The following is a 21,340-nucleotide window of genomic DNA, read 5'->3' on the forward strand; positions in this document are numbered from 1 at the left end:
CCAGGCAGGAACCTTCCGATGACGACCTCCGCCACACGCCTCCGCCACCGCCCCGGCCGGTGGGCGAGGAGGGATCCGGCCGACCGGGACCTGCGCCTCTACTGGGGCGGGCAGACGGCCACCGCGTTCGGCTCGGTGTTCACCGTGATCGCCGTCCCGCTGGTCGCCGTCGACACCCTCGGGGCCACCCCCGCCGAGACCGGCCTGCTGGCCGCCGCCGCGAGCCTGCCGCTCCCGCTGTTCGGCCTGTTCGTCAGCGCCTGGGCCGACCGCCTGCGCACCCGCCGCCGCGTCCTCATCGCCTGCGACCTCGGCATCGCGGCCGCCCTCGCCGCCACCCTGCTGGCCATCGCCGCCGGCGTCCTCAGCGTGTGGACCCTCGCCGCCACCGTGTTCCTCATCGCCACTGCCGGCGTGATGGTCGAGACGGTGTACATGGTGCACCTGAAGAGCATCGTCCCCCCGGACCACCTCGTCACGGCCCGCGCCCGCCTCAACCGCGGCGAATACACCGGCGCCACCCTGGGCCGCGCCCTGGCCGGCCCCGCCGCCGCACTGGCCACCGCCGTCCCCTTCGCGGTGGACCTCCTGGCCCGGCTCACCAGCGCCACCACCCTCCTTCTCCTCCGCTCCCCCGAGACCCCGGCCCCCACCTCACCCGCACCTCAGACCTCCGCCCCGTCCGATCCCCGGAACCGCCGCCTGCTCCGTGAACTCGGCGCCGGGTTCCGGCTGCTCACCACGCAGCCCTTCCTGCGCGGCCTCGTCCCGTTCCTCGCCGGCCAGCAGGTCGTGGCCGGCATGACCCTGGCCCTCGCCGCCCCCTTCCTGCTGAACGTCCTCGGTGTCCCGCCCACGTGGTACGGCCTGCTGTTCGTCCTGCTCGGTGTCTCCGGCGTCGCGGGCACCGTACTCAGCGAGCTGCTGGCCGGCCGCCTCACCCCCGAACGCCTGACCCTCCTCGGCCTGCTGGGCGCCGCCGTGGCCACCGTGGCGCTCCCCCTCGCCGGTGGCCCGCTCCACGCCGCCGCGGCCGTCGCGGCGCTGGGCCTCGGCATGCCCCACCTGTTCGCCGCCATGTCCAACATCGGCCTCGTCACGTTCGTCACCCTCCGCGTGCCCGACGAGATCCTCGGCCGCGTCTCGGTCAGCGTCCAGCTCCTGACCGCCGCGGGCACCACCACCGGCGCGCTCCTCGGCGGCCTCCTCGGCACCACCCTCGGCGTCCGCCCCGCCCTGTGGACGGCGTCCGCCCTGTCCGTCCTGACCCTCCCCCTCCTCACCCCCGTCCTCCGCCTGACCCGCACACCCCCCACAACCCCATGAACAAGCACACCCACCCCCCAGCCCACGAGCACCCCCACCCACCGACCCCAGTGGACGCCCACCCACCGACCCCAGTGGACGCGACCCGGGTGGACGGCCACCCGCCCGCCCGTCGCGCCGGAACGGCCGAGGTGCGGCACGGCCGGCGGGTCGCCGACCCGTACCGCTGGCTGGAGGACGCCACCGCTCCGGAGACCACGGAGTGGTCACGGCGGCAGCGGGCCCTGACCACCATGCACATGGACTCACTCCCCTCCCGGGCCACGTGGGCCAAAAGACTCACGGAACTCGGCCGGACGAAAACCCGATCGATCCCGGTACACCGCGGCGACCAGGAGTTCTACCTCGCCCAGACCGGCAACGGCCCGGCCCTCCACACCCGGGCCCCCTCCGGCACCGAACACCTCGTCTACGACCCCGCACCCCTGGGCCCCGAAGGCCGCCTCTCCGTGGACGCCTGGACGATCTCCCCGACCGCCCGCCTCCTCGCTCTCCAGACCTCCCTGGACGGCACCGAGACCGGCGTCCTCCACATAGTGGACCTGACCACCGGCACACAGATCACCCCACCGATCCAAGGCGTCCGTCACCCCACCATCGCCTGGCTCCCCGACGACTCCGCCTTCTACTACACAAAAGGCCCCCACGTAAGGCTGCACACCCTGGGCGCCGGCGAGGACACCCCGGTGTTCACCCCGGCGAACGACCCCACCACCACCCACAGGATCCGCCTCGACCACAACCGCTGGCTGGTGGTCTCCACCCGCACCGGCACCACCCCCGCCAACCACATCCACCTGGCCGACCTCACCAGGACCCCCACCTTCACCAAGATCCCCCTGCCGCCGGGCACCCGCACCCAGGCCCACGTCAGCCGACAGGGCACCCTCTACCTGCACACCACCGCCGGCGCCCCGAGGGGCCGCGTCCTGACCCTCCCCGCGGGCACCCCCGGCGCGCCCAAGACAGAAGTCCTCCCCGAGGACCCCACCGGCGCGGTCCTGACGGCGATAGCCCTGCTGGACGACGACGGCACCCGACCGCCCCGCCTGCTCACCGCACACACCCGCCACTCGACAGCCGAACTGACCGTGAGAGACGCCACCACAGGCCGCAAGCTCAGCACCGTCCCCCTCCCCGGCGCCGGCACCGTGCGAAACCTCACCACCTCCCCCGACGCCCCCTCCACCGCGTGGTTCACCTACACCGATCACCTCACCCCACCCACGATCCTGCGCCACGACTCCACAGAAAGCCCTCCAAGACATCGCCCCCACGACATCTCCTCATGGCAGGAGACCTATACCTCGAAGGACGGCACCCTGATCCGCATGTTCCTCCTGGCCCGAGCCGGGCCCAAAGGCCCCCGCCCCACCCTCCTCACCGCCTACGGCGGCTTCGGCATCTCCATGACCCCGACCTACGACCCGAACGTCCACGCCTGGGTCGAACGCGGAGGGGTCTTCGCCGTGGCATGCGTCCGCGGCGGCGGCGACGAAGGCGAACACTGGCACCGGGCCGGCATGCGGCACAACAAGCCCACCACCTTCGACGACCTCCACGCCGCGGCCACCCACCTCATCACCACCGGCCGTACCACCCGGACTCACCTGGGCCTCGTCGGCGCCAGCAACGCCGGCCTCCTCGCCGCCGTCGCCATCACCCAGCGCCCCGACCTGTACCGCGCCGCCGTCCTGATGTCCCCCCTGACCGACATGGCCCGCTACGAACTGTCCGGCATGGGCCGGGGCTGGCGCGCCGAGTACGGCACCGCCGACGACCCGGCGGACCTCGACGTTCTCCTCAGCTACTCCCCGTACCACAACGTCCGCCCCGGCACCGCGTACCCCGCCTGCCTGATCGTCGCCTTCACCGGCGACACCCGGGTGGACCCCCTGCACGCCCGCAAACTCACCGCCGCCCTCCAGCACGCCACCACCGGGCACCCCGTCCTCCTCCAGACCCACGACCACCTGGGCCACGGCCCCCGCCCCACGTCCGCCGCCACCACCGTGGGCGCCGACACCCTGTCCTTCCTCGCCCACGAACTCGGCCTGCCCTGACCCCCGAGGTCAGAGCGCCAGCACCCGCGCGGCGGCGTCAAGCAGGTCGTCCCGGTACGCCCCCCCGAACAGCCGGACGTGCACCAGCAGCGGATGAAGCTGATGCAGAGGCACCCGCTCCCGCCACCCGTCCGCCAGCGGCACCTCCTCCTCGTACGCGGCCAGCACGACCTCAAGATGCGGCAACCCGAACAACGCGAGCATCGCGAGATCGGTCTCCCGATGCCCCCCGTGCGCCGCCGGATCGACCAGCACCACCCCGCCCTCACCCCACATCACGTTCCCGCTCCACAGGTCCCCGTGAATCCGCGCCGGCGGCTCCTCCGCCCCCGCGACCACGGGCAGCCGCTCCACCACCCGGTCCATCACGACGGTGTCCCCCGCCGACAACCGCCCCTCGTTACGCGCCGCCCGCACGAACGGCCCCAGCCGCCGCGCCCCGTAGAACTCCGCCCACGTCCCCGCCCCCCTGTTGTCCATCGCCAGACACGCGATGAACCCCGCCCACGGCGCCCCGAACCCCTCCGCCCCCGCCGTGTGCATCCGCGCCAGCCCCCGCCCGAACCGCTCCGCCTCCCGGGAGGACACCACCCCCGCCTCCACCCACCCCAGCACCAACCGCCGCTCAGTGACCTCCACCACCTCGGCCACCCCCACCGCACCCGCCTCAGCCAGCCACCGCAACCCCGCCGCCTCGGACGCGAAGACCCCTGCCGCGGACGGTGAAGCACTCGACTTCACGAAGACCAGCCGCCCGTCCGGCAACTCAGCCTGCTGACGGCCCCAGTTGTGGGAACTCCCCAGCGCCCGCACCATTTTCATCGCACAACGCGGGCCAGATGCTCCGCCAGCCCCTTGGCCGCCGCCTCCACCATGTGGAGAACATCGAGAAAGCCCTCCGCCCCGCCGTAATACGGATCAGGCACCTCCGCGTCCTTGGGAGCCGCAGGATCAAAGGACCGAAAGAGCCGGATGTCCGTACCGGCCGGGGCGAGCCGCCGAAGCGCCCGGAGATTCTCGTTGTCCATGGCCAGCACCAGATCAGCACGACCGAACCAGTCCACCTCGAACCGCCGCGCACGATGTACCGACCCGTCGTACCCATGCCGCGCCAGAACCGCCGCGGCCCGCTGATCCATAGGCTGCCCCGCATGCCACCCCCCGGTCCCCGCACTGTCCACAGTGACCACCTCACCGAGCCCGTGCTCCTCCAGCACCCGCCGCACGACGATCTCCGCCATGGGCGACCGGCAGATGTTCCCCATGCACACCAAGCAGACGTGATGACTCATGCCCCAAGCATGCAGCACCGGGAAACGGCACATCCCCAGGCGGGTCCCGGAAACCACCGGTGAATCACAGAGATGGGCTACTGTCAGCAATAATTCGTGCATTTCCCGGGGAGACGCATGGAGCACGCGATCCCGTTACGGCCGTCCTTCCGTTATGTCCACGAGCCTTTGCAGGTAGGGGACACCGCCATTCCCTTCCTCGGTGACACAAGGCTGGTCGAGGAGCTCGCGAGCCGTATCGGGTACTCGCGGGGCGGCACCTTCCTCATCACCGGGTTCCGCGGGATCGGCAAGACCACGCTGGTGACGCATGCCCTGCACCGCATCGCGGAAAAGGCCGAACCCGACGAGATCGTGGTACCCGTGGTGCTCAGTGTGGCCCGTCCCGTCTCCCCCGACCGGCTGTTGTACACCGTACTGCGCCGCACCTACGAGCAGCTCGACGAGCTCGGCGGCCTGCGTCACCTGCCCGAGGACACGCGGCGTTCGCTGATACTGGCCTACCGGCGCACCTCGGTCACACTGAAGCAGTCCGACTCCGCGACCACCGAGGCCGGCGTCTCGCTGACGGCCGACAAGGCCCTGCCGGGCGGCGGCATCACGGCCAGGCGCGGACACACGCTGGCCACCGAGGCGTCCTACCTGGCCTACTCCGAACACGACGCCGAGTACGACCTGACCCGAATCGTGCGCTCCTTCGGCGGCCAGGCCGCGCCACGGCTCGCCCGGCCCCGGCGCCGCCTGTGGAGCAGGCGCCCGGCCCGGGTGCGGCTGGTCGTGGTGCTCGACGAGGTGGACAAGATGACCGCGGGCCCGTCCGGCCTGACTGTGGTCGAGGAGCTGCTGACCAGTCTCAAGACCGTGCTGACCATGCGCGGGGTGCACTTCCTGGTGGTCGGCGGCCCCGACCTGTACGACCACGCCATCAAGGACGTGGGCCGCGGCAACAGCGTCTACGAGAGCGTGTTCGCCTGGCGGCTGTACGTGCCGTGCACCTGGGACGCCGCCAAGCGCCTGCTCGCGACGGTGACCGCCGAGCACGTCCGGGGCACCGAGGAGCTGGAGCAGTACCTGAGCTTCAAGGCCCGCGGCGTGCCCCGGCGCCTGCTGCAGGAGTTCAACGAGCTCGTGACCTGGGACGACGGCCGTCCCGTCATCCGGCTGGACGCGGCGGCGAACGACCGCGTCGGCTTCTACGCCAAGCTGGAACGCCTCCTGGACGACCTGCACCAGGAGACCGGCACGTTCTTGTTCCCCGTCCCCATCGACGAGGACCGTCGCCGGCTGAGCGCCTATTACGTGATCGACTGGATCCTGCGCACCGACGGCCGCACGTTCAGCGTCCTGGACATCCTCGGCAGCACCCACCAGAGCGAACTGGACCCGCTGCTCGGCATCTCACGGCGCCGGGTGGACCGCCTGCTGAACCACCTGGCTCTGCACGGCGTGATCGAGTCGGTCCGTGAGCTCAACGCGACCGCCACCATCATCCCCGACGTCGCCGCCGCGCAGGTCACGGCGTACAAGCTCGTCGACAACGTCAAGGAGATGCTGCTCGGCCTGGCCCGCCACCACGAGAGTGAACGCGGCGCACGGTCGTTCGCGGCGCCGCCCCCGGCCGGCGGCACCTCGGCGGACAACCTGGTGGCCGACCGGTACATCATCGGCGAGCGCATCGGGGCGGGCGGCATGGGTGAGGTGTTCCGTGGCTACGACCTGCACCTGCGCCGGGACGTCGCCATCAAGGTGCTCTACAGCACTGCGGCGAGCAGCCCCACCGCCCGCAGCCGCTTCCGGCGGGAGGCCGAGATCACCATCCGCACCCGCCACCCCCAGCTTGTGGCCGGCTACCAGTCGGTGGACGACCCCCGGATCGGGCCCGCGCTGGTCCTGGAGCTGGTGGAGGGGACGGCTCTGGACGATCTCGTGCGGGAGATCGGCCCGCTCCCCCCGTCAGCAGTCGTGCAGATGGGCGTCGCGCTGGCCGAGGCGGTGGAGTACCTCTCCAGTCAGTCGATCATGCGGCTGGACCTGAAGCCGTCCAATGTCATCGTGTCCCCGGACCGCGGCCCGGTCATCATCGACCTCGGAGTGGCCCGCGAGGAGGGCTCCGAGCACCTCACCGACACCGGTATGTTCATCGGCACCCCCGGCTACCTGGCCCCAGAGACCATCGAGGGCCTGGTGGACGACTACAAGTCCGACGTGCATGCCCTCGGGGCTGTCCTGTGCTTCGCCCTCACCGGCCGCCCGCCGTTCGGCAAGGGCACCCTGGAGATGGTCTTCTACAACATCACCGCAGGAAAGATCGACCTCGACGCCGACATCTCCGGCTCCCTCCACGTGGCCATCCTTCGCGCCATGCGACGCGACCCGGCCCTTCGCTCCACCCCCGCCGAACTCCGTGCCGACCTCCTGGCGACCCCAGAGGCCACTCACCTCCCCCTCGCCTGGCCCACCCCGCGGGGCCGGCCCTCCGGCACGGTCCCGCCGCCGCCCTCGCACCCGTACGGCATTCCGGACGCCTACGCCGACGACACCCTCACCCAGCTGACCGTTCGCCTTCCCACACCCGCCGCGCCACCCCTTCCTGAGAATCCGGCCATCGAGGAAGAGGACCTTTCGGTGACCAGGGAGGTCCGGGTTCCGAAGGCACCCGGACAGGCCCCACCCGGATAACCGCCTACGGGGACGACGGCAGCGCTTCCCGTTGCCGCCACTCATCGCGCGTGACCGCGTATTCCACGTCGCCGTGTTCGGCGCCCTCGATGTACTCCGGCCATTCCTCGAAGAAGGTGCGCACCAGTGACAGGCCGCTCTTCTCCAGCACGCGGCGGGAGGCGTGGTTGACCGTCATGGTGGTGGCCACGACACGGTCGGCGCCCAGGCGGGTGAAAGCCTCACCGACCAAAGTGCGCGCGGCCTCGGTGGCGAAACCCCGGCCCCATGTGGCGAGGCGGAAACGGAAGCCCAATTCGGTGCCGCCGCGCAGGCCGCGGCTTGTGGCGGGACGCAGGGAGACCCAGCCGAGGAAATCGCCGGTCGTCTTCTCCACGACGGCCAGGCAACCGAGTCCGGCAGGGTGCTCGCGGTATTCGCGCAGCAGGGCGGGCAGGGTCTCGGACAGCACCACCTCTCGGGGCACCGGGCGGCCGTCGTCGATGTACCGCATCACGCGAGGGTCGCCGTGCAGGGCGGCGAGGGCGTCGGCGTCGGACTCGGTGAGACGGCGCAGGGCCAGGCGCGGGGTTTCCAGGTGGACGGTCACGTCGCGTATCGGATCACCGAGCGCGGGAGGACGGCAAACGATTTCCGGCCCGGTGCGGCGTTCCGCCGCACCGGGCCGGGAAGCGGGTCAGGCGCGACGGCGGCCGAGGAGGAGGCCGAGGGCCGCCATGCCGAGGCCGAGGACGAGGTGGGCCCAGTTGTCGGCGGCGTTCAGCGGGACGAAGTTGGCCGGGCTGTCGTGGGTGATGAGCATGCCGTACAGCCACAGCAGGAGGTAGATGGCGCCGCCGCCGATGAGGAAGTTGCGGGCGCCGGACCAGGTGCGGGCGAGGAGGACGCCGGCGGCGCCGAACAGCAGGTGGACGATGTTGTGGAGGACCGAGACCTCGAACACGCCGAGAAGCATGGCGTCCGACTGGTGGCCGGCGGCCTGGAGTTCCCCGAAGTTGGTGGTGACCCCCGGGACGAAGCCCAGGATGCCGACCACGACGAACACCACCCCCACGATGAGCGAGGCCCGCTGCATCGTCGTGCGGGTGAAAGCGCTGGGTTGCCTGGTGACCATGACGCCTCCTAGCCGGAGTGTTGAGGACCCGCCGCTACCCACGGCGCGAACGGTCTCACCCTCCGATTAAGCGCCTTGTGAGGTCACCCGTCCAGGCACTCTCCGGAAACGGTGATGACGGCACGCATGTTGCGCTCCATCATCCGCAGCGCCGCGTCGGCGAGGTCGGGCTGGATGTGCGCCACACAGTCGCGGGGAATCTTGATCGAGTAGTGCCGCACGTAGGCGTCGAGGGCGGTGTACAGGACGCACTGCTCGGTGACCTGCCCGGCCAGGATGACGGTCTCGACCTCGCGGTGGTGCAGCAGGTACTCCAGCGAGGTCCCGAAGAAGGCGCTGTGCCGCACCTTCGGCAGGAACGGGCGGTCGCGCGGCGGGAGCAGCGGTTCCACCAGGTCGGGCCGTTTCCCCGCGCGGGCCCGCTGCGTGATCTCCTCGCGGGACGCCGTGAAGTCCCCGTGGTTGTCGTTCACGTAGATCAGCTCGATGTCCTCGCGTGCGTGCGCCCGCCCCACCAGCCGCGCCAGCGGCGGCACCACCCGCTCGGCGCTCTTCACGAGCAGGTCCACGTCCTCGTGATCGTACGGGTTGAGCATGTCCACCACGATCAGCGCGGTCGCCCCCATGCCGTTCCCCTTCCCCCATGACCTCGGCATCCCACCCCCCGTCCCCGCCCGGTCTCCGGCCGCCTGCCCCGGCCGGAAACGCGGGCACCGGGTCAGTCGCCGGTGAGGGCGTCCACCAGGTCTCCGACCGGACGGTCGGGCAGGGCGCGGGCGACGTCGGCCAGGGCGACGATGCCGACGAGCCTGTGGCCGTCGATGACGGGCAGCCTGCGAACCTGGTGGGAGGCCATGGTGCGGAGGATCTCGGCGGCGTCGTCGTCGGCCCCGATGGTCACCGCCTCGCCCTGGGCGAAGTCGCCCGCGCGGGTGGCCTTCGGCTCCTTGCCTGCCGCCAGGACCTTCACCACGATGTCGCGGTCGGTGAGCATGCCCTTCAGGCGGTCGTCGGTGCCGCAGATGGGCAGCGAGCCGACGTCCAGCCGCCGCATCTTCTCCGCGGCGTCCAGGATGCTCTCGTCGGCGTTCACACACTCGGCGTTGGGGGTCATGATCTCACGTGCGGTCGGCATGCCGTTCCTTTCTCTGGGATGCGGACACCACCCGGCTTCCCCTACCCCCATGGCCGAAACACCCCGGTCACGTCCGTGGAGGACAGACACAGAAGAGGTGGCCCTCGGGGTCGGCGAGGACGACCCAGGCGCCGTCGCCCGGCTGGAACTCCGGTTGGGTGGCGCCGAGATCGATGCAGTCGCGGACGGCCTGCTCGACGTCCGGGACGCGAAAGTCCAGATGGAACTGCTTGTCCGGGCCCGGCCAGGTGGCGGGCTTGCGGTCGTCCACCCGCTGGAAGCCGATGGCCTGCGTGCCGTCGCCGATGTAGGCGTAGTTCTCGTCGGCGTACTGGGTCTCTAAACCGGTGATCGCGGCGTAGAAGCCGGCCAGCGCCTTGGGGTCGGCGCAGTCGAGGGTGACCCCCACGAGGGTTGCTTTCGTCGTCATGGAAGCCATCCTGGCCGGTGTACCTGTCAGCCACCGTCAGGTTTACCCACGAGATGGATATGGCCACAAAAGGCCACTTCGTTGCCCGATGGAGCGGTCCACGGAAACCATCGAGATTCCATGCGGAAAGAGTGGGAGACGTTCATGAGCGAACAGACGATAGGCACCGCGAAGCAGCAGCGGATGGCGGCCGTGACGGCGGCGGTCGGGAAAACGAGCATGGTGACGGCCAAGGTGTGGAACCCCTGGGACCACGTGATGGAGACAGGGGTCACGACGGCGGAGCTCCAGGCCAACGCGGTGCGCGGGCTCGTCCCTGACATCATCCACGACAGCGACACGTTCGCGTCGATCAAGCCCGTGCTCCGGTCCCACTACGGCGCGGAAGCCGGTCTGGACGGCCCGCTGACCGAGGCGAACTTCGCCGAGGCCAAGGCGGCTCTCAGGAAGAAGTACGTCAGAGCAGGTTGCCGGCAGTACAAGAACCTGCCGAGCGGCAACTGCACCCTTTTCGCCTGCTGTGTCATCGGGATGCTCGCCGACCAGCCCGACCTCCTCGGCCCCGGCGTCAAGGTGGAGCTGGTCAACCTCGTCGACAGGAAAGGTGGCGAGGGGCACGCGTACGTGATGGTCAACCGCGCCCCGGGCGACGTCAAGGTCGCCAAGAGCCACGGCCCGGACTGCTTCTTCGTCGACATCTGGTACGCCCGCCAGCAGCGGACCGTCCCCGGCACCAACGCCGTCAAGGACATCACCCCCGTTGACACGTCGGCCAACCCCTTCTGGGACTTCGACTTCTCCGCCTTCATCGACGAGCCGGAGAACGTCCCCGCCGTGCGGCTCAGCTTCATGAGCGACGAACTTCCCAAGTTGCTGCTCTGAGGGCCGGGGGCTCACAGCACGAGGGCCGGGCTCACCGCCACAGGGGTCTCCTCGCCGGGGGCGTGGACGGTGAGCTGGGCCGGGCCGCGGGGGGCGTGTTCGAAGAGGAACCTGCCGTGGGGGTCGGTAGCGGTGGTCAAGGTGTCCCGCGGGGTGCGGAGGGTCAGGCGGAGGGGGGTCGCGGGGGCGAGCCAGCCGTCCAGGCGTGCGGTGGTGACGTCGAGGGCGGCGATGGTGAGGACGACGGTGAAGGTCCCGGTCTCGAAGGTGACGGTGCGCAGGTCGGCGCTTCCTCGCACGGCGGCGGGGAGCGCGGGTTCCTCACGGGGGCGCAGGAGTTCGGCGTGGGCGGGGCGCGGGTCGACGGCGAAGCGGCTGAGGCCGGCGAGGCCGGGCGGCACGGGGTCGGCGGCGGTGTAGAGGCGGCGGAGCTCGTCCAGCAGGAGGACGTCGTCCAGGTCGAGGGGGGCGTTTTCGAGGAAGACGGGGGTGTCCTCGGGTGAGGCGGTGCCGGGGAGGTCGCGGGGGTCCTCGGTGTCGCCGGGGGGGTCGGTCATGACGGGCTCCAGCCGGGGTCCTCGGCCAGGAGGGTGCGGAGTTTGGCCAGGCAGCGGCCTCGGGTGGGGCCGATGCTGCCTCTCGGCATGCCCAGGGCGGCGGAGACGGCGTCGTAGTCGGGGCGGTGGACGAAGGCGACGATGCGCAGGAGGTCGCGGCAGTGGGCGGGGAGGCGGGCGACGGCGGACCACAGGAGGCGTGCGCGTTCATCCTGCAGGAGGCGGTGGTCGGGGGGGTCGGCGGGGTCGGGGATGTCGTCGAGGACGGTGTCGCCCATCAGTTCGGCTTCGCGGGCCGCGGTGCGCAGGTGCCAGGCCTCGCGGCGGGCGGTGGTGACGAGCCATTCGAGGAGCGCGGCCGGGGTCCTGATGGTGTGCAGGTGGCGGACCAGGGCGAGCCAGGTGAGCTGCACGGCGTCCTGCGCCGCCTGGTACCCGAGGCCCTGCGCGCGGACGGTGTGCCACAACACCGGGGTCAGCTCGCTGACGATGTGGTCGAGGGCGTCACGGTGCCCGTCGCGCGCCTGGGTGAGCAGGTCCGCGAGGCGGACGCGGCGCTCGGCGCCACGGTCGGCCGGCATGGTGGGCGTCCCGTCCATCACCCTACCGATACGCCTGCCGCATAACGGACGGGTCACGCCCGCCCCGGTGTCCACGATCGTCACGGCCGGCTCCTTCGTCATGGAGAAAGAGGCCGCCCACGGCCCTGGGATACCTCACCCGGCGCCGAGCGCGGCGAACGACCAGGCGGTGACGTTCTCCAGCGGCCCGCCGGACGTCCGCCGCCGGGCGTCGTGCAGGGCCTCGGGCATGGACAGGCCCTCGCGCAGGGCGTCGTGCAGGGCGATCATCAGCGGCACGGTGGCCGCGTCGTTCACCGGCACCACCGGGGAGATGATGCCGGCGGTGCCGAGGGGCAGCAGCGCGGCGGTCAGGCCGAGCAGCTCGTCGGCGCCGGCGCGGGCGAGGCGGCCGGAGTCGCAGCAGGGCAGCACCAGCCGGTAGGGGGCCTGGCCGAGGCGTTCCAGGTCGTGCGCGATGAGCGGGCCGTCGTCCAGCCGCAGGGACGAGAACAGCGGGCTGTCGGCGCGGAAGTCCCCGTGCGCGGCGATGTGGGTGAGCCAGGTGCCTTCGATGGCCCGCAGCACCAGCGCCGAGGTGGCCTTGCCGTCGCCGAGCACGGTCGCGTGGCCGTACGCCGCGGCGAGGCGGTCCACCTCGGCCCCGCCGGTGGACAGGCCGGGGCCGCGCACCAGCACCACGTCCCGGTTGGCGGGCGGCGGCGTGCCCCGGGCCCGCATCCACGCCGGCGCCGAGGGGGCGACGCTGACCACGCGGTCCCGCAGGGCGGGGAGCATGGCCCACGGCACGCCGTCGAGGCTGCTCGGCGGCACGAGTACCACGGGCCCGTCGCCGAGGTGGCGTACGGCCCCGCCGAGCAGCAGACCCTGCAACCGGCTCGCGGCGCCGTCGAGCAGGCGCAGTTCGTGGGGCCGGGTGCGGGAGGCGCGGTCGTACGCCAGGCGGGTGAGGCCGAGGCGGGCGAACCTGAGCTCCTGGCACGCCTCGGCGAGGGCGCCCGCCACGGTGTGGCGCACCCGCCCGCCGCCGCACACCAGCACGTGCAGGACGCCGTCGATCTCGGCCAGCTCGACGAGGCTCGCCGGGCCGAGGGCGCGCAGCAGAGCGCCGGGGTCGAGGCGGCGCGGGCCGTCGCGCGCGTCGCCGCGCAGGCGCAGCAGGCGGGCGCGGATGCGTTCCTGCAGGCGCCGCCGCTCCCGTTCCAGCACGGCCGCCGCCGCGCCACCGGCCCGCGCGGCGTCCACCAGGCACGCGACCTCACGGAAGGCCGCGAGGTCGGCGCGCAGCTCGGGGTCGTCGGGGGGACGCGCGGCGGGGGTGCTGAGCGCGGTGGCACGCCAGCGTTCGCTCCAGGCGAGCAAAGCGCGGGGACGGCCGGAGCGCGCCGCCGCCCGCAGCGCGATGGCGGCCAGCTCGGTGCCGTGCAGGGTGGCGCCCGCGCGCAGCTCGACCGAGCCGAAGGTGAGGCGGTGCGCGTCGAGCAGGTCCAGCCCGCGGCGGCACGCGGCCAGTGTCCGGCGGGTGCCGCCCCCGGCCCGCAGCGCCTCGGCCAGCCAGCCGCCCGCTCGCGCCAGCGGCGGCCCGGCGGCCCGGCTCCTGGCGGCCGTCGCCAGGTACCGGTCCGCCTCGTCCTGCCGTCCGAGCGCGAGCGCCATGCGCCCTGCCAGCAGGTACGCCTGCACCGCGTCCGGCGACCCGGCGGCGGCCAGCCGCTCACCGAGCGCGGCCGTCTCCCGCACCGTCCGGCCACTGACGCCGTCCGCCGCCGCGAAGCCGGCCTGGCGGGCGAGCAGGCGTGCGTGCAGCGCCCACCATTCGCGTTGCTGGCGGGTGAACAGGCGGCCGGCGACGGTGGTGTGGTGGAGCGCCGCGGCGGGGTCCCCGGCGGCGAGCGCGGCGCGGGCGGCGGCGAGATGCAGCTCGGCGCGTTTGGTGGCCTGGCCCTTCCCGCGGTCAAGCAGGCGTACGGCCTCGGCGGCGGACTCGGCCGCCTCCCTGGCCAGTCCCGCGGCCAGCAGGACGGCGCACCGGTCGATGGCGAGGTCCGGCATCGGGGCGTCCAGTGCCTGGTAGCGGCGCCCGGCCGCGTCCAGGTGGTCAAGCGCCGAGGGCAGGTCCCCCGCGCGGAACGCCACCAGCCCCCGGTTGTGCACGCCGAATGCCGCCTCCAGTTCCTGCCCGGTGGCGGCGAACAGGCTGTCGGCGGCCAGCAGGTCGGCGTCGGCGCGGCCGGTGGCGCCGAGCGCGAGGTGGATCAGCGCGCGGGCCGTGAGCGCCCTGGCCGTCCACAGCCCGTCCCCCGCCGCCTCCAGGGCGACCGCGGCACGGCTGAGGTCGGCCAGCGCCTCATGGTGCCGTCCGAGCACACGCAACACGTAGCCCCGGCGGTAAAGGGCGCGCGCGGCCGTGACGCCGCCGCCGGTGACGACGGCCGCGTCGAGCGCGGCCAGGCCCCCGGAGGTGTCGCCGAGCGCGGTGAGCGCGACGCCGAGCGTGGCGAGCACGTCGGCCTCCCGGTCCCGGCAGCCCGACGCGCGGGCCAGCCTTAAAGCGCGTCGGATTTCTTTGATCGCCGCGCGCAAATCGCCGAACTCGCGAAGCACGATGCCGATGGACTGGTGCGCGATGGACGCGTCATAAGCGCCGGGAAGGGTGGCGAGGAGCGATCGGGCGGCCGACAGCGCCTCCTGCGGACGAGAATAAGCGAGTGCCAGCAATTCTCCCGCAGTCCCACCGCTCCCACTAATATTTATATTTGTCCCCGACACCACGCCATGGTATGACTGTAAATTCCGGGCGTCCATACAATTTCCCGGCCCCCTTCCCACGGAGCGAGGCGCACATGACACACCCGGCGGCGGAGGATCTTTCTGACGCACGATTCTGGGCGCAGCTCAATTCGATCCGGGAGGCGTTCGGGGAGGACGGCGTCGGCGTCGCGGTGGACCGGTCCGGCGGGCCGTCCTTCCTCTACGAGCCGGGGCATCTGCTCACCCGGCGCGACGACCTGCGGCGGGTCCAGGAGGCGCTGGGAGAGATCTACGAATCCGACGGCGTGTCCCGGCGGGAGCGCGTGATCGAGGTCGTCCCGCCGGAGGAGGACGACGAGGCCGAGGAGCGCAGCGACGTCGTGCGGGTGCGCGTCCAGGGCGATGTGCTGTACCTGCTGAAGCGGCTGGACGCCATGCTGGGCGTCGGGGTCGCGACCCCGAACCACATCTTCTCGATCGCCCCGGTCGCCGCGTGTCCCTCCGGCGAGCCCCAGGTCGTTTGCGGGTGCCCGGACCCGCTGCCGGAGTGGAACTGCGACCGGCGCGCGGGCGACGGCGTGAGCGTGCTGATCATCGACACCGGACTGGTGGACCACTACGCCCGCGAGCACCCCTGGCTGAAGGGCGGCCCGGATCCGTGGCTGGCGATCGACGCCCCCCAGCCGGGCATCCAGGATTACGAGGGGCACGGCACCTTCATCGCGGGGGTGCTGCGTTGCGTGGCGCCGCAGGTCGCGTTCGGGATGTCCAACGCACTGAACCGCGCGGGGGCGATCAAGGAGCACCGGCTCGGGCCACGGTTGCTCAAGGGAGCCCGCGGGTGGGCATCCGCGCACAACGGCGGGTGGCCTGACATCATCAACGTCTCCGCGGGCGCCACGACACGATACTCGCTGCCTCCCAAAGGACTAGGACGATTCATCATTGAAGTAGAAAAACACCCCAATACCGTGGTTGTGGCCGCGGCGGGGAACAACGGCAGCACCAACCTCTTCTGGCCTGCCGCGTATGCCGCTGATTATCCGCAAGTGATATCGGTGGGCGCGCTGCGAAGATACGCGGTCGGACGGCAGGAACGCGCATGTTTCTCGAATTACGGGGACTGGGTGACGGTTTTCGCCCCGGGGGAATGGCTCGTGAACGCCTTCGCCTGGGGCGAGTACCAGTACAACGAGCCGCACAGCGACCAGTGCCTCTACCTGCGCCCCCCGGTCCCCTCCTACGCCGGCTGCACCTGCGTCGACGCCCCGCCCCAGTACTCCTCCATCACTTTCGACGGCATGGCCCGCTGGAGCGGCACCTGCTTCGCCACCCCGATCGTGGCAGGCCTCATCGCGGGGGTGATGTCCCGCACCCCCGGCATGTCCTCCCTCAAAGCCGCCGGCGAACTCCTCGCCAAGGCCGCTGCCCCCGGCTGGCGTACCGCCACAGGCGATCCCGTGCTGCTCCCGCCCGGGTGGCCTGCCGCGGGCTCTCCCTGACCCGCCCACGCCCGGGCGTCTCACGTGGCGGCCCCGGGGTTTCCCCGGGGTCGTCCCCGGTCCGGGGTGGCGACCTGCCTGGCTAGCTTCGAGGCATTGGATCGCGACACAGAGGAGAACGTCATGGCAGTCGGAAGTTTCCAGATCCCACCGGGCTTCGCCGCCACCACGCTGTCCGGGCTCATCCAGGCCGAGGTGGTGGACGTCAACGGCAACCCGCCGCAGGACATCATCAAGGCGGGCCAGGCCTTCGGCGTGAAATACCGCTGGGAGCTCCTCGGCAGCGCGGTGCCCATGATCGCCGGGCAGTGGCTGCTACGGGTGTTGTTCGACGAGATCGGCACGCTGAACGACGGTTTCGTGCCGGCGCAGCCGCTCCAGGTGGCCCTCACGCCGGCCACCGGCGCCTACGACGCCACCATCGACTTCCCCGCCGGCCTGACCGCCGGCCCGGGCGGCAGCTCGTACCAGATCATCGCGTCGCTGAGCTACCTGAACGCCGCGGGCACACCGGGAGGCATGGGCGGGAGCGTCAACTGTGGCCTGCTCGGCATCCAGCCGTGACGTGACCACGCGTCCAGGAAGACGGGAGGCCCGCACAGCCTCCCGTCTCTTCTCCTTCCCGGCGCCGCGGCGGACCCCCGTCCCGCGGATCGCGGACACAGGAGCCGGTCGGCGTCCTGTCCGGCGGACAGGCTCACCGCGGATCGCGGGCTCCGCGGCCGTCCTTTCTCCGAATGAATCCCGCGGGGATGTATCAGGACGCGCCCTGGCCCCCTCGTAATCGAGTGTGAACATCACGACCCAGGTATTCGTGGGGCGCGGCCCTGAACTCGCCGCCCTCACGGGGGAGATGGACCTGGTGCGCGCAGGCCGTCCCCGGCTGGTGCTGGTGGAGGGCCGGCCCGGCATCGGCAAGACTGCTCTGGTACGGAAGGCGCTCGAAGGCGCCGCCGACTTCCTCGCGCTGCGTGCCGGCGGCGAGGAGATGGAGAAGGAACTTCCCTACGGCATCGTGTCGCAGCTCGTGGACACGCCACTCCCCACCGGCGCGGGGCCGCTCGCGGTGGGCGCGGCGCTGCTCGGCGCGCTCGGGGAGGCGCAGGAACGCGGGCCGGTGGCCGTGCTCGTGGACGACGCGCAGTGGGCCGACGCCTCGTCCACGCAGACCTTGACCTTCGCGCTGCGGCGCCTGCGCGCCGACCGCATCCTCGCGGTCGTCATCGTGCCCGAGGCGGCCGACCTGCCCGAGGGGCTGCGGCGGCTGTGCTCGCGTGAGGCATCGCTGCAGCTCAGACCGGCGGGGCTGACGGCGCGGGAGCTCGGCGTGCTTGCCGGTCTGCTCGGGCACGGCCACCTGGACGCCGCGGCACTGGCCCGGTTGCGCCTGCAGACGGGGGGCAACCCGCTGTACGCCACCGCCACGCTGCGGCAGACCCCCGCCGACGTGCTCGCCGACCCGGTTGCGGACCTGCCGCCGCCCGGCGGGTACGCCCGTGAGGTGCTGGCCGCGCTCGCCGCCGCCACGCCGGACGCCGGGCGGCTGGTGCGCGCGGCGAGCGTGCTCGGTGAGTCGTGCCCACTGCGGCACGCCGCGCGGCTCGCCGGGCTGCCCGACCCGCTGGACGCCGTGGAGGACGCCGTCACCCGCCACCTGCTGACCTGCCGGTACGCGGGGGGCGAGGCACGGGTCGCCTTCCCGCACCCGCTGGTGCGGGCCTCGGTGTACCAGTCACTCGGCCCCCGGGACCGGGCGCGGGCGCACGGGCTGGCGGCGACGCTGACCGCGGACCCGGCGCGGCGGCTGCAGCACCGCTTGCGGGCCGCCACCGGCCCGGCCGCCGAGCTCGGCGCCGACCTCGCGCGCTTCGCCCGCGACCAGGCTGCCGACGGCGCGTGGGAGGACGCCGCCGAGTACTTCGGCCACGCCGCGGACTTCGCGGCCGGCGAACGGGACCGGTCGCGTCTCGCCGCCGAGGCCGTGCACGCGCTGCTCCAGGCCGGGCGCACCGTGCGGGCCGCCGCCGTCGCGCCCCGCGCGTACGGCGACCCCGCCACCCGGGCGTTCGCCATGGGGGCGCTCGCCCACGCCACCGGGGACACCGAAGGCGCACTGCGGCTGCTCGAGGAGGCGTGGCGGCACCGCGACCCCGAGCGGGACGGCACGCTGGCCGGGCGCACCGCGCAGCACCTCGCGCTGCTGCACCTCATCGAGGACCAGGGCGAGGAGAGCCTGCGCTGGTCCGAGCGCGCCCTGCGGCTCGCCGGGCACCAGCCGGGCGCCGACCTGCTGCGCTATCACCACCTGGTGGGCCTGTTCCTGGCGGGCCGCACGGAACGCGCGCGGGAGATGACCGGGGACCTGCCGGACCCGGCCGTGGCGGGCATCGGCGAGCTGGACACCCTGACGGGCCGGGGCGCGCTGCGGCTGTGGAGCGACGACCTCGCAGGCGCCCGGCGCGACCTCGCCGGCACGGTCGCCGCGCCGCGCAGGCTCTCGGTGCCGCACCGGCTGCTCGCCACGGCGCTGCTGTCGATGACCGAGCAGCGTCTCGGCCGCTGGGACGAGGCGCTCGCCCTCGGCGCCACCGTGTTGTCGGTGGAGGAGGACTGCGAGCAGGTCTGGCTCACGCCGTACGTCCACGCGACGCAGGCGCTGCCGTACGCCGCGCGGGGAGACCTCGGCCGGGCGCGGGCCGAGGTGGAGCCGGCGCGGCGGCATCCCCTGACGGCGGCGGGTGCCGGGTACGTCGCGCACGCGGAGGGCTGGATCGCCACGGTGGCGGGCGACCCCGAGGCGGTGGTCGCCGCGCTGGCCCCGCTCGCCGAGACGGGCGCGGCCTCGGGACTCATGGACTCCGGCGTGATCCCGTGGCACGGCCTGCTCGCCGACGCCCTCACCACGCTCGGGCGGTACGACGAGGCGGACGCGGTGCTGATCGCGTACGAGAAGGTGGGCAGGGGACGCGATCTGCCGTCGGCGCTGGCGGGTGCCGCCCGGGCACGCGGCGGGTGGTTCGCCGCACAGGGCCGCACCGGTGACGCCGCCGCGTCGTTCGAGCAGGCGATGGAACACGCCGGCCGCACCGCGATGCCGTTCGAGCGGGCCTTGATCGAGCTGTCCTACGGGGAGTTCCTGCGTCGCACACACGGCAGGAACGAGGCGGCGGCCCACCTGACGTCCGCGCGGGGCACGCTGGAACGTCTCGGCGCCACACCGTTCCTGGAACGCTGCGACCGGGAACTCGCCGCGTGCGGCCGTCCCTCGCCCGCGCCCGCCCCGGGGCCCGGCGCCGCGCTCACCCCCCAGGAGCGCACCGTCACGCAGTACGTGCTCGCCGGCATGGCGAACAAGCAGATCGCCCGCACGATGGTGCTCAGCGTGAAGACCATCGAGTACCACCTCGGCCACATCTACGCCAAGCTCGGCGTCTCCTCACGGACGGCCCTCGCCGCCCGCCTGCGGGAGGAGCGTTAGACCGCCGTCCCGGCCTCGCGCAGCACGTCCATGAGTGTCTCGCGCAGGCCGGGGCATACGGCGACGGTGGCGGCGGAGGCGGTGGTGTGCGTGGTGCCGTCGAGGTCGAGGACGACACCGCCGGCCTCGCGGACCAGCAGGGCGCCGGCCATGGTGTCCCACGGCAGGTTGGAGAGGATGACGGTCGCCTCCAGTCTGCCGTGCGCGACCCAGGACAGGTCGATGGCGGCGCTGCCGAACATGCGGACCCGCTGGGCGCGGGCGCCGAGCCGGGCCAGCAGGGCGAGGCGCAGGCGGTTGTTGGGCTCGGCGCCGGGGCCGACGGCGAAGTCGCCGACGGAGATCATGGCGTCCGCCAGCTCCGTGACGCCGGAGACGCCGATGCGCTCCTCCCCCGCGTAGGCGCCGCAGCCGGCCGCCGCGCTGTACGACGTGCCGAGGAACGGCAGGTCGAGGGCGGCGAGCACCCCCTGGTCGCCGTCCACCAGGGCGAGGGACACCCCGCACAGCGGGCTGCCGTGGGCGAGGTTGGCGGTGCCGTCCACCGGGTCGAGTGCCCACCACAACGCGCCGGCGCCGGTGCGGCCCTGCTCCTCCCCGAGGATGCCGACGTCCGGGGTCTCCCTGGCCAGGAAGTCCCGCACGGCCTCCTCGACCCGCAGGTCCACGTCGGTCACCATGTCGCGGTCGCCCTTGGCCACGACCGTGTCCGGCACGCGGCTCCTGATGATGCGGCGGGCGATCGCCACGGCCTCCCGCGCGACCGGGAGCAGGTCCGCGTACGTCTCAGCCACCGGCGGTGCCCAGGGAGGCGGGAAGGTGCGGCAGGTCGTGGCCGAGGCGGTCGCGCTTGGCGGTCAGGTAGCGGATGTTGTGGTCGGTGGCCTGCACCAGGAGCGGCACCCGGGAGCTCACCTCGACGCCGTGCGCCTCCAGGGAACGGATCTTGTCCGCGTTGTTGGACATCAGGCGGACCGACGCGACGCCGAGGTACTTCAGCACCAGGGCCGCCGGGCCGAAGTCGCGGTCGTCCACCGGGAAGCCGAGCACGGTGGCCGAGTCCACGGTGTCGAGCCCGTGGTCGTCCTGCAGCACGTGGGTGCGCACCTTGGCGACCAGGCCGATGCCCCGGCCCTCGTGCCCGCGCAGGTACACGAGCACCCCGGCGCCCTCGCGGACGATGGCGGTGAGCGCGGCGTCGAGCTGGTCGCCGCACTCGCAGCGCATCGCGGCGAAGATGTCGCCGGTCACGCACTCGGAGTGCACACGCACCAGCACGTCGCGCCGCCGGGAGATGTCGCCGTGGACGAGGGCGAGGTGTTCGTTGCCGTCCGCGCGGAAGGCGACGGTGCGGAACGTGCCGCGGCGGGTCACCAGGTCGGCCTCCGCGACGTCCTCCGGGGCGAGACCGTGCCCCTCCCCCGCCGCCCCGTTCCCGCTGTCGCCCGTCATGTCCGCCAGGTGCTCGCCACCGCGTCTTCTCACGTCCACGCCCACTTCCCTGCGGCTTCCGAATTTGCGCGTTCGGGCGCGACGCCGCAGGCTGGCGC

General features: G+C 72.6%; 19 protein-coding genes. 7 read left to right on the forward strand and 12 right to left on the reverse strand.

The genetic code is table 11. From position 1 onward, the window contains the following. Positions 1 to 18 precede the first annotated feature (18 nt). On the forward strand, positions 19 to 1,326 hold the full coding sequence (locus ABGB17_RS04535; protein WP_347626460.1) for an MFS transporter: 1,308 nt from the start codon (positions 19 to 21) through the stop codon (positions 1,324 to 1,326). Beyond that, a complete protein-coding gene (locus ABGB17_RS04540) occupies positions 1,323 to 3,389 on the forward strand; it encodes a prolyl oligopeptidase family serine peptidase (RefSeq protein WP_347626461.1) in 2,067 nt (688 codons plus the stop codon). The genes ABGB17_RS04535 and ABGB17_RS04540 overlap by 4 nt, the downstream gene beginning before the upstream one ends. A gap of 9 nt (positions 3,390 to 3,398) precedes the next feature. On the opposite strand, the gene ABGB17_RS04545 is transcribed toward ABGB17_RS04540, so the two are convergent. Then, a complete protein-coding gene (locus ABGB17_RS04545; protein ID WP_347626462.1) occupies positions 3,399 to 4,211 on the reverse strand; it encodes a fructosamine kinase family protein in 813 nt (270 codons plus the stop codon). Continuing rightward, positions 4,208 to 4,681, reverse strand: a complete 474-nt coding sequence (locus tag ABGB17_RS04550; RefSeq protein WP_347626463.1) for a low molecular weight protein-tyrosine-phosphatase — start codon at positions 4,679 to 4,681, stop codon at positions 4,208 to 4,210. The genes ABGB17_RS04545 and ABGB17_RS04550 overlap by 4 nt, the downstream gene beginning before the upstream one ends. 117 nt (positions 4,682 to 4,798) lie before the next feature. On the opposite strand from ABGB17_RS04550, the gene ABGB17_RS04555 reads away from it, so the two are divergent. Beyond that, the gene (locus ABGB17_RS04555) at positions 4,799 to 7,360 is read left to right on the forward strand and encodes a serine/threonine-protein kinase (protein ID WP_347626464.1); all 2,562 of its coding nucleotides are present in this window, start codon (positions 4,799 to 4,801) and stop codon (positions 7,358 to 7,360) included. 4 nt (positions 7,361 to 7,364) lie between these two features. On the opposite strand, the gene ABGB17_RS04560 is transcribed toward ABGB17_RS04555, so the two are convergent. The 5 genes from ABGB17_RS04560 to ABGB17_RS04580 all read right to left on the reverse strand — a co-directional run bounded on the left by ABGB17_RS04560 (position 7,365) and on the right by ABGB17_RS04580 (position 10,039). Beyond that, positions 7,365 to 7,949 (reverse strand): GNAT family N-acetyltransferase, encoded by a 585-nt coding sequence (locus ABGB17_RS04560; protein ID WP_347626465.1) that lies wholly within the window; start codon positions 7,947 to 7,949, stop codon positions 7,365 to 7,367. An 87-nt stretch (positions 7,950 to 8,036) separates the two neighbouring features. Next, positions 8,037 to 8,474 carry a DUF4383 domain-containing protein gene (locus ABGB17_RS04565; RefSeq protein WP_347626466.1) on the reverse strand — a complete coding sequence of 146 codons (438 nt, stop codon included), beginning with the start codon at positions 8,472 to 8,474 and terminating at the stop codon, positions 8,037 to 8,039. Positions 8,475 to 8,557: 83 nt separating this feature from the next. Beyond that, on the reverse strand, positions 8,558 to 9,100 hold the full coding sequence (locus ABGB17_RS04570; RefSeq protein WP_347626467.1) for an isochorismatase family cysteine hydrolase: 543 nt from the start codon (positions 9,098 to 9,100) through the stop codon (positions 8,558 to 8,560). A gap of 92 nt (positions 9,101 to 9,192) precedes the next feature. Further along, entirely contained in the window at positions 9,193 to 9,609 is a 417-nt protein-coding gene (locus tag ABGB17_RS04575) for a CBS domain-containing protein (RefSeq protein ID WP_347626468.1), read from the reverse strand. 67 nt (positions 9,610 to 9,676) lie between these two features. Next, positions 9,677 to 10,039, reverse strand: coding sequence for a VOC family protein (locus ABGB17_RS04580; RefSeq protein WP_347626469.1), 363 nt, complete (start codon positions 10,037 to 10,039; stop codon positions 9,677 to 9,679). A gap of 144 nt (positions 10,040 to 10,183) precedes the next feature. On the opposite strand from ABGB17_RS04580, the gene ABGB17_RS04585 reads away from it, so the two are divergent. Further along, positions 10,184 to 10,921 carry a hypothetical protein gene (locus ABGB17_RS04585; protein ID WP_347626471.1) on the forward strand — a complete coding sequence of 246 codons (738 nt, stop codon included), beginning with the start codon at positions 10,184 to 10,186 and terminating at the stop codon, positions 10,919 to 10,921. 11 nt (positions 10,922 to 10,932) lie between these two features. Here the strand turns inward: ABGB17_RS04585 and ABGB17_RS04590 are convergent, their stop codons facing one another. The 3 genes from ABGB17_RS04590 to ABGB17_RS04600 are packed head-to-tail and all read right to left on the reverse strand — an operon-like array spanning position 10,933 to position 14,777. Further along, positions 10,933 to 11,478, reverse strand: a complete 546-nt coding sequence (locus ABGB17_RS04590; protein ID WP_347626472.1) for a hypothetical protein — start codon at positions 11,476 to 11,478, stop codon at positions 10,933 to 10,935. Then, positions 11,475 to 12,143 (reverse strand): sigma-70 family RNA polymerase sigma factor, encoded by a 669-nt coding sequence (locus ABGB17_RS04595; RefSeq protein WP_347626473.1) that lies wholly within the window; start codon positions 12,141 to 12,143, stop codon positions 11,475 to 11,477. The genes ABGB17_RS04590 and ABGB17_RS04595 overlap by 4 nt, the downstream gene beginning before the upstream one ends. Before the next feature lie 51 nt (positions 12,144 to 12,194). Next, positions 12,195 to 14,777 (reverse strand): CHAT domain-containing protein, encoded by a 2,583-nt coding sequence (locus ABGB17_RS04600; protein WP_347626474.1) that lies wholly within the window; start codon positions 14,775 to 14,777, stop codon positions 12,195 to 12,197. A gap of 125 nt (positions 14,778 to 14,902) precedes the next feature. On the opposite strand from ABGB17_RS04600, the gene ABGB17_RS04605 reads away from it, so the two are divergent. The 3 genes from ABGB17_RS04605 to ABGB17_RS04615 all read left to right on the forward strand — a co-directional run bounded on the left by ABGB17_RS04605 (position 14,903) and on the right by ABGB17_RS04615 (position 19,790). Next, complete coding sequence (locus ABGB17_RS04605) at positions 14,903 to 16,312, forward strand: S8/S53 family peptidase (protein WP_347626475.1); 1,410 nt, start codon at positions 14,903 to 14,905, stop codon at positions 16,310 to 16,312. A gap of 123 nt (positions 16,313 to 16,435) precedes the next feature. Further along, positions 16,436 to 16,876, forward strand: a complete 441-nt coding sequence (locus ABGB17_RS04610; RefSeq protein WP_347626477.1) for a hypothetical protein — start codon at positions 16,436 to 16,438, stop codon at positions 16,874 to 16,876. A 226-nt stretch (positions 16,877 to 17,102) separates the two neighbouring features. Then, complete coding sequence (locus ABGB17_RS04615) at positions 17,103 to 19,790, forward strand: AAA family ATPase (RefSeq protein WP_347626479.1); 2,688 nt, start codon at positions 17,103 to 17,105, stop codon at positions 19,788 to 19,790. Here ABGB17_RS04615 and ABGB17_RS04620 read toward each other — a convergent pair. Next, the gene (locus tag ABGB17_RS04620) at positions 19,787 to 20,584 is read right to left on the reverse strand and encodes an inositol monophosphatase family protein (protein ID WP_347626480.1); all 798 of its coding nucleotides are present in this window, start codon (positions 20,582 to 20,584) and stop codon (positions 19,787 to 19,789) included. The genes ABGB17_RS04615 and ABGB17_RS04620 overlap by 4 nt on opposite strands. Continuing rightward, entirely contained in the window at positions 20,577 to 21,242 is a 666-nt protein-coding gene (ribA, locus tag ABGB17_RS04625; RefSeq protein WP_347626700.1) for a GTP cyclohydrolase II, read from the reverse strand. The genes ABGB17_RS04620 and ribA overlap by 8 nt, the downstream gene beginning before the upstream one ends. Positions 21,243 to 21,340: the final 98 nt, after the last annotated feature.

Source organism: Sphaerisporangium sp. B11E5 (genome assembly GCF_039871875.1).
GTDB lineage: Bacteria > Actinomycetota > Actinomycetes > Streptosporangiales > Streptosporangiaceae > Sphaerisporangium.

What these genes read in the sequence shown, in the direction of transcription:
- ABGB17_RS04580 (WP_347626469.1), bottom strand. Translation starts at nt 10,039, where the DNA reads ATGACGACGAAAGCAACCCTCGTGGGGGTCACCCTCGACTGCGCCGAC.
- ABGB17_RS04555 (WP_347626464.1), top strand. Translation starts at nt 4,799, where the DNA reads ATGGAGCACGCGATCCCGTTACGGCCGTCCTTCCGTTATGTCCACGAG.
- ABGB17_RS04540 (WP_347626461.1), top strand. Translation starts at nt 1,323, where the DNA reads ATGAACAAGCACACCCACCCCCCAGCCCACGAGCACCCCCACCCACCG.
- ABGB17_RS04590 (WP_347626472.1), bottom strand. Translation starts at nt 11,478, where the DNA reads ATGACCGACCCCCCCGGCGACACCGAGGACCCCCGCGACCTCCCCGGC.
- ABGB17_RS04605 (WP_347626475.1), top strand. Translation starts at nt 14,903, where the DNA reads ATGACACACCCGGCGGCGGAGGATCTTTCTGACGCACGATTCTGGGCG.
- ABGB17_RS04585 (WP_347626471.1), top strand. Translation starts at nt 10,184, where the DNA reads ATGAGCGAACAGACGATAGGCACCGCGAAGCAGCAGCGGATGGCGGCC.
- ABGB17_RS04610 (WP_347626477.1), top strand. Translation starts at nt 16,436, where the DNA reads ATGGCAGTCGGAAGTTTCCAGATCCCACCGGGCTTCGCCGCCACCACG.
- ABGB17_RS04545 (WP_347626462.1), bottom strand. Translation starts at nt 4,211, where the DNA reads ATGAAAATGGTGCGGGCGCTGGGGAGTTCCCACAACTGGGGCCGTCAG.
- ABGB17_RS04570 (WP_347626467.1), bottom strand. Translation starts at nt 9,100, where the DNA reads ATGGGGGCGACCGCGCTGATCGTGGTGGACATGCTCAACCCGTACGAT.
- ABGB17_RS04575 (WP_347626468.1), bottom strand. Translation starts at nt 9,609, where the DNA reads ATGCCGACCGCACGTGAGATCATGACCCCCAACGCCGAGTGTGTGAAC.
- ABGB17_RS04550 (WP_347626463.1), bottom strand. Translation starts at nt 4,681, where the DNA reads ATGAGTCATCACGTCTGCTTGGTGTGCATGGGGAACATCTGCCGGTCG.
- ABGB17_RS04565 (WP_347626466.1), bottom strand. Translation starts at nt 8,474, where the DNA reads ATGGTCACCAGGCAACCCAGCGCTTTCACCCGCACGACGATGCAGCGG.
- ribA (WP_347626700.1), bottom strand. Translation starts at nt 21,242, where the DNA reads ATGACGGGCGACAGCGGGAACGGGGCGGCGGGGGAGGGGCACGGTCTC.
- ABGB17_RS04535 (WP_347626460.1), top strand. Translation starts at nt 19, where the DNA reads ATGACGACCTCCGCCACACGCCTCCGCCACCGCCCCGGCCGGTGGGCG.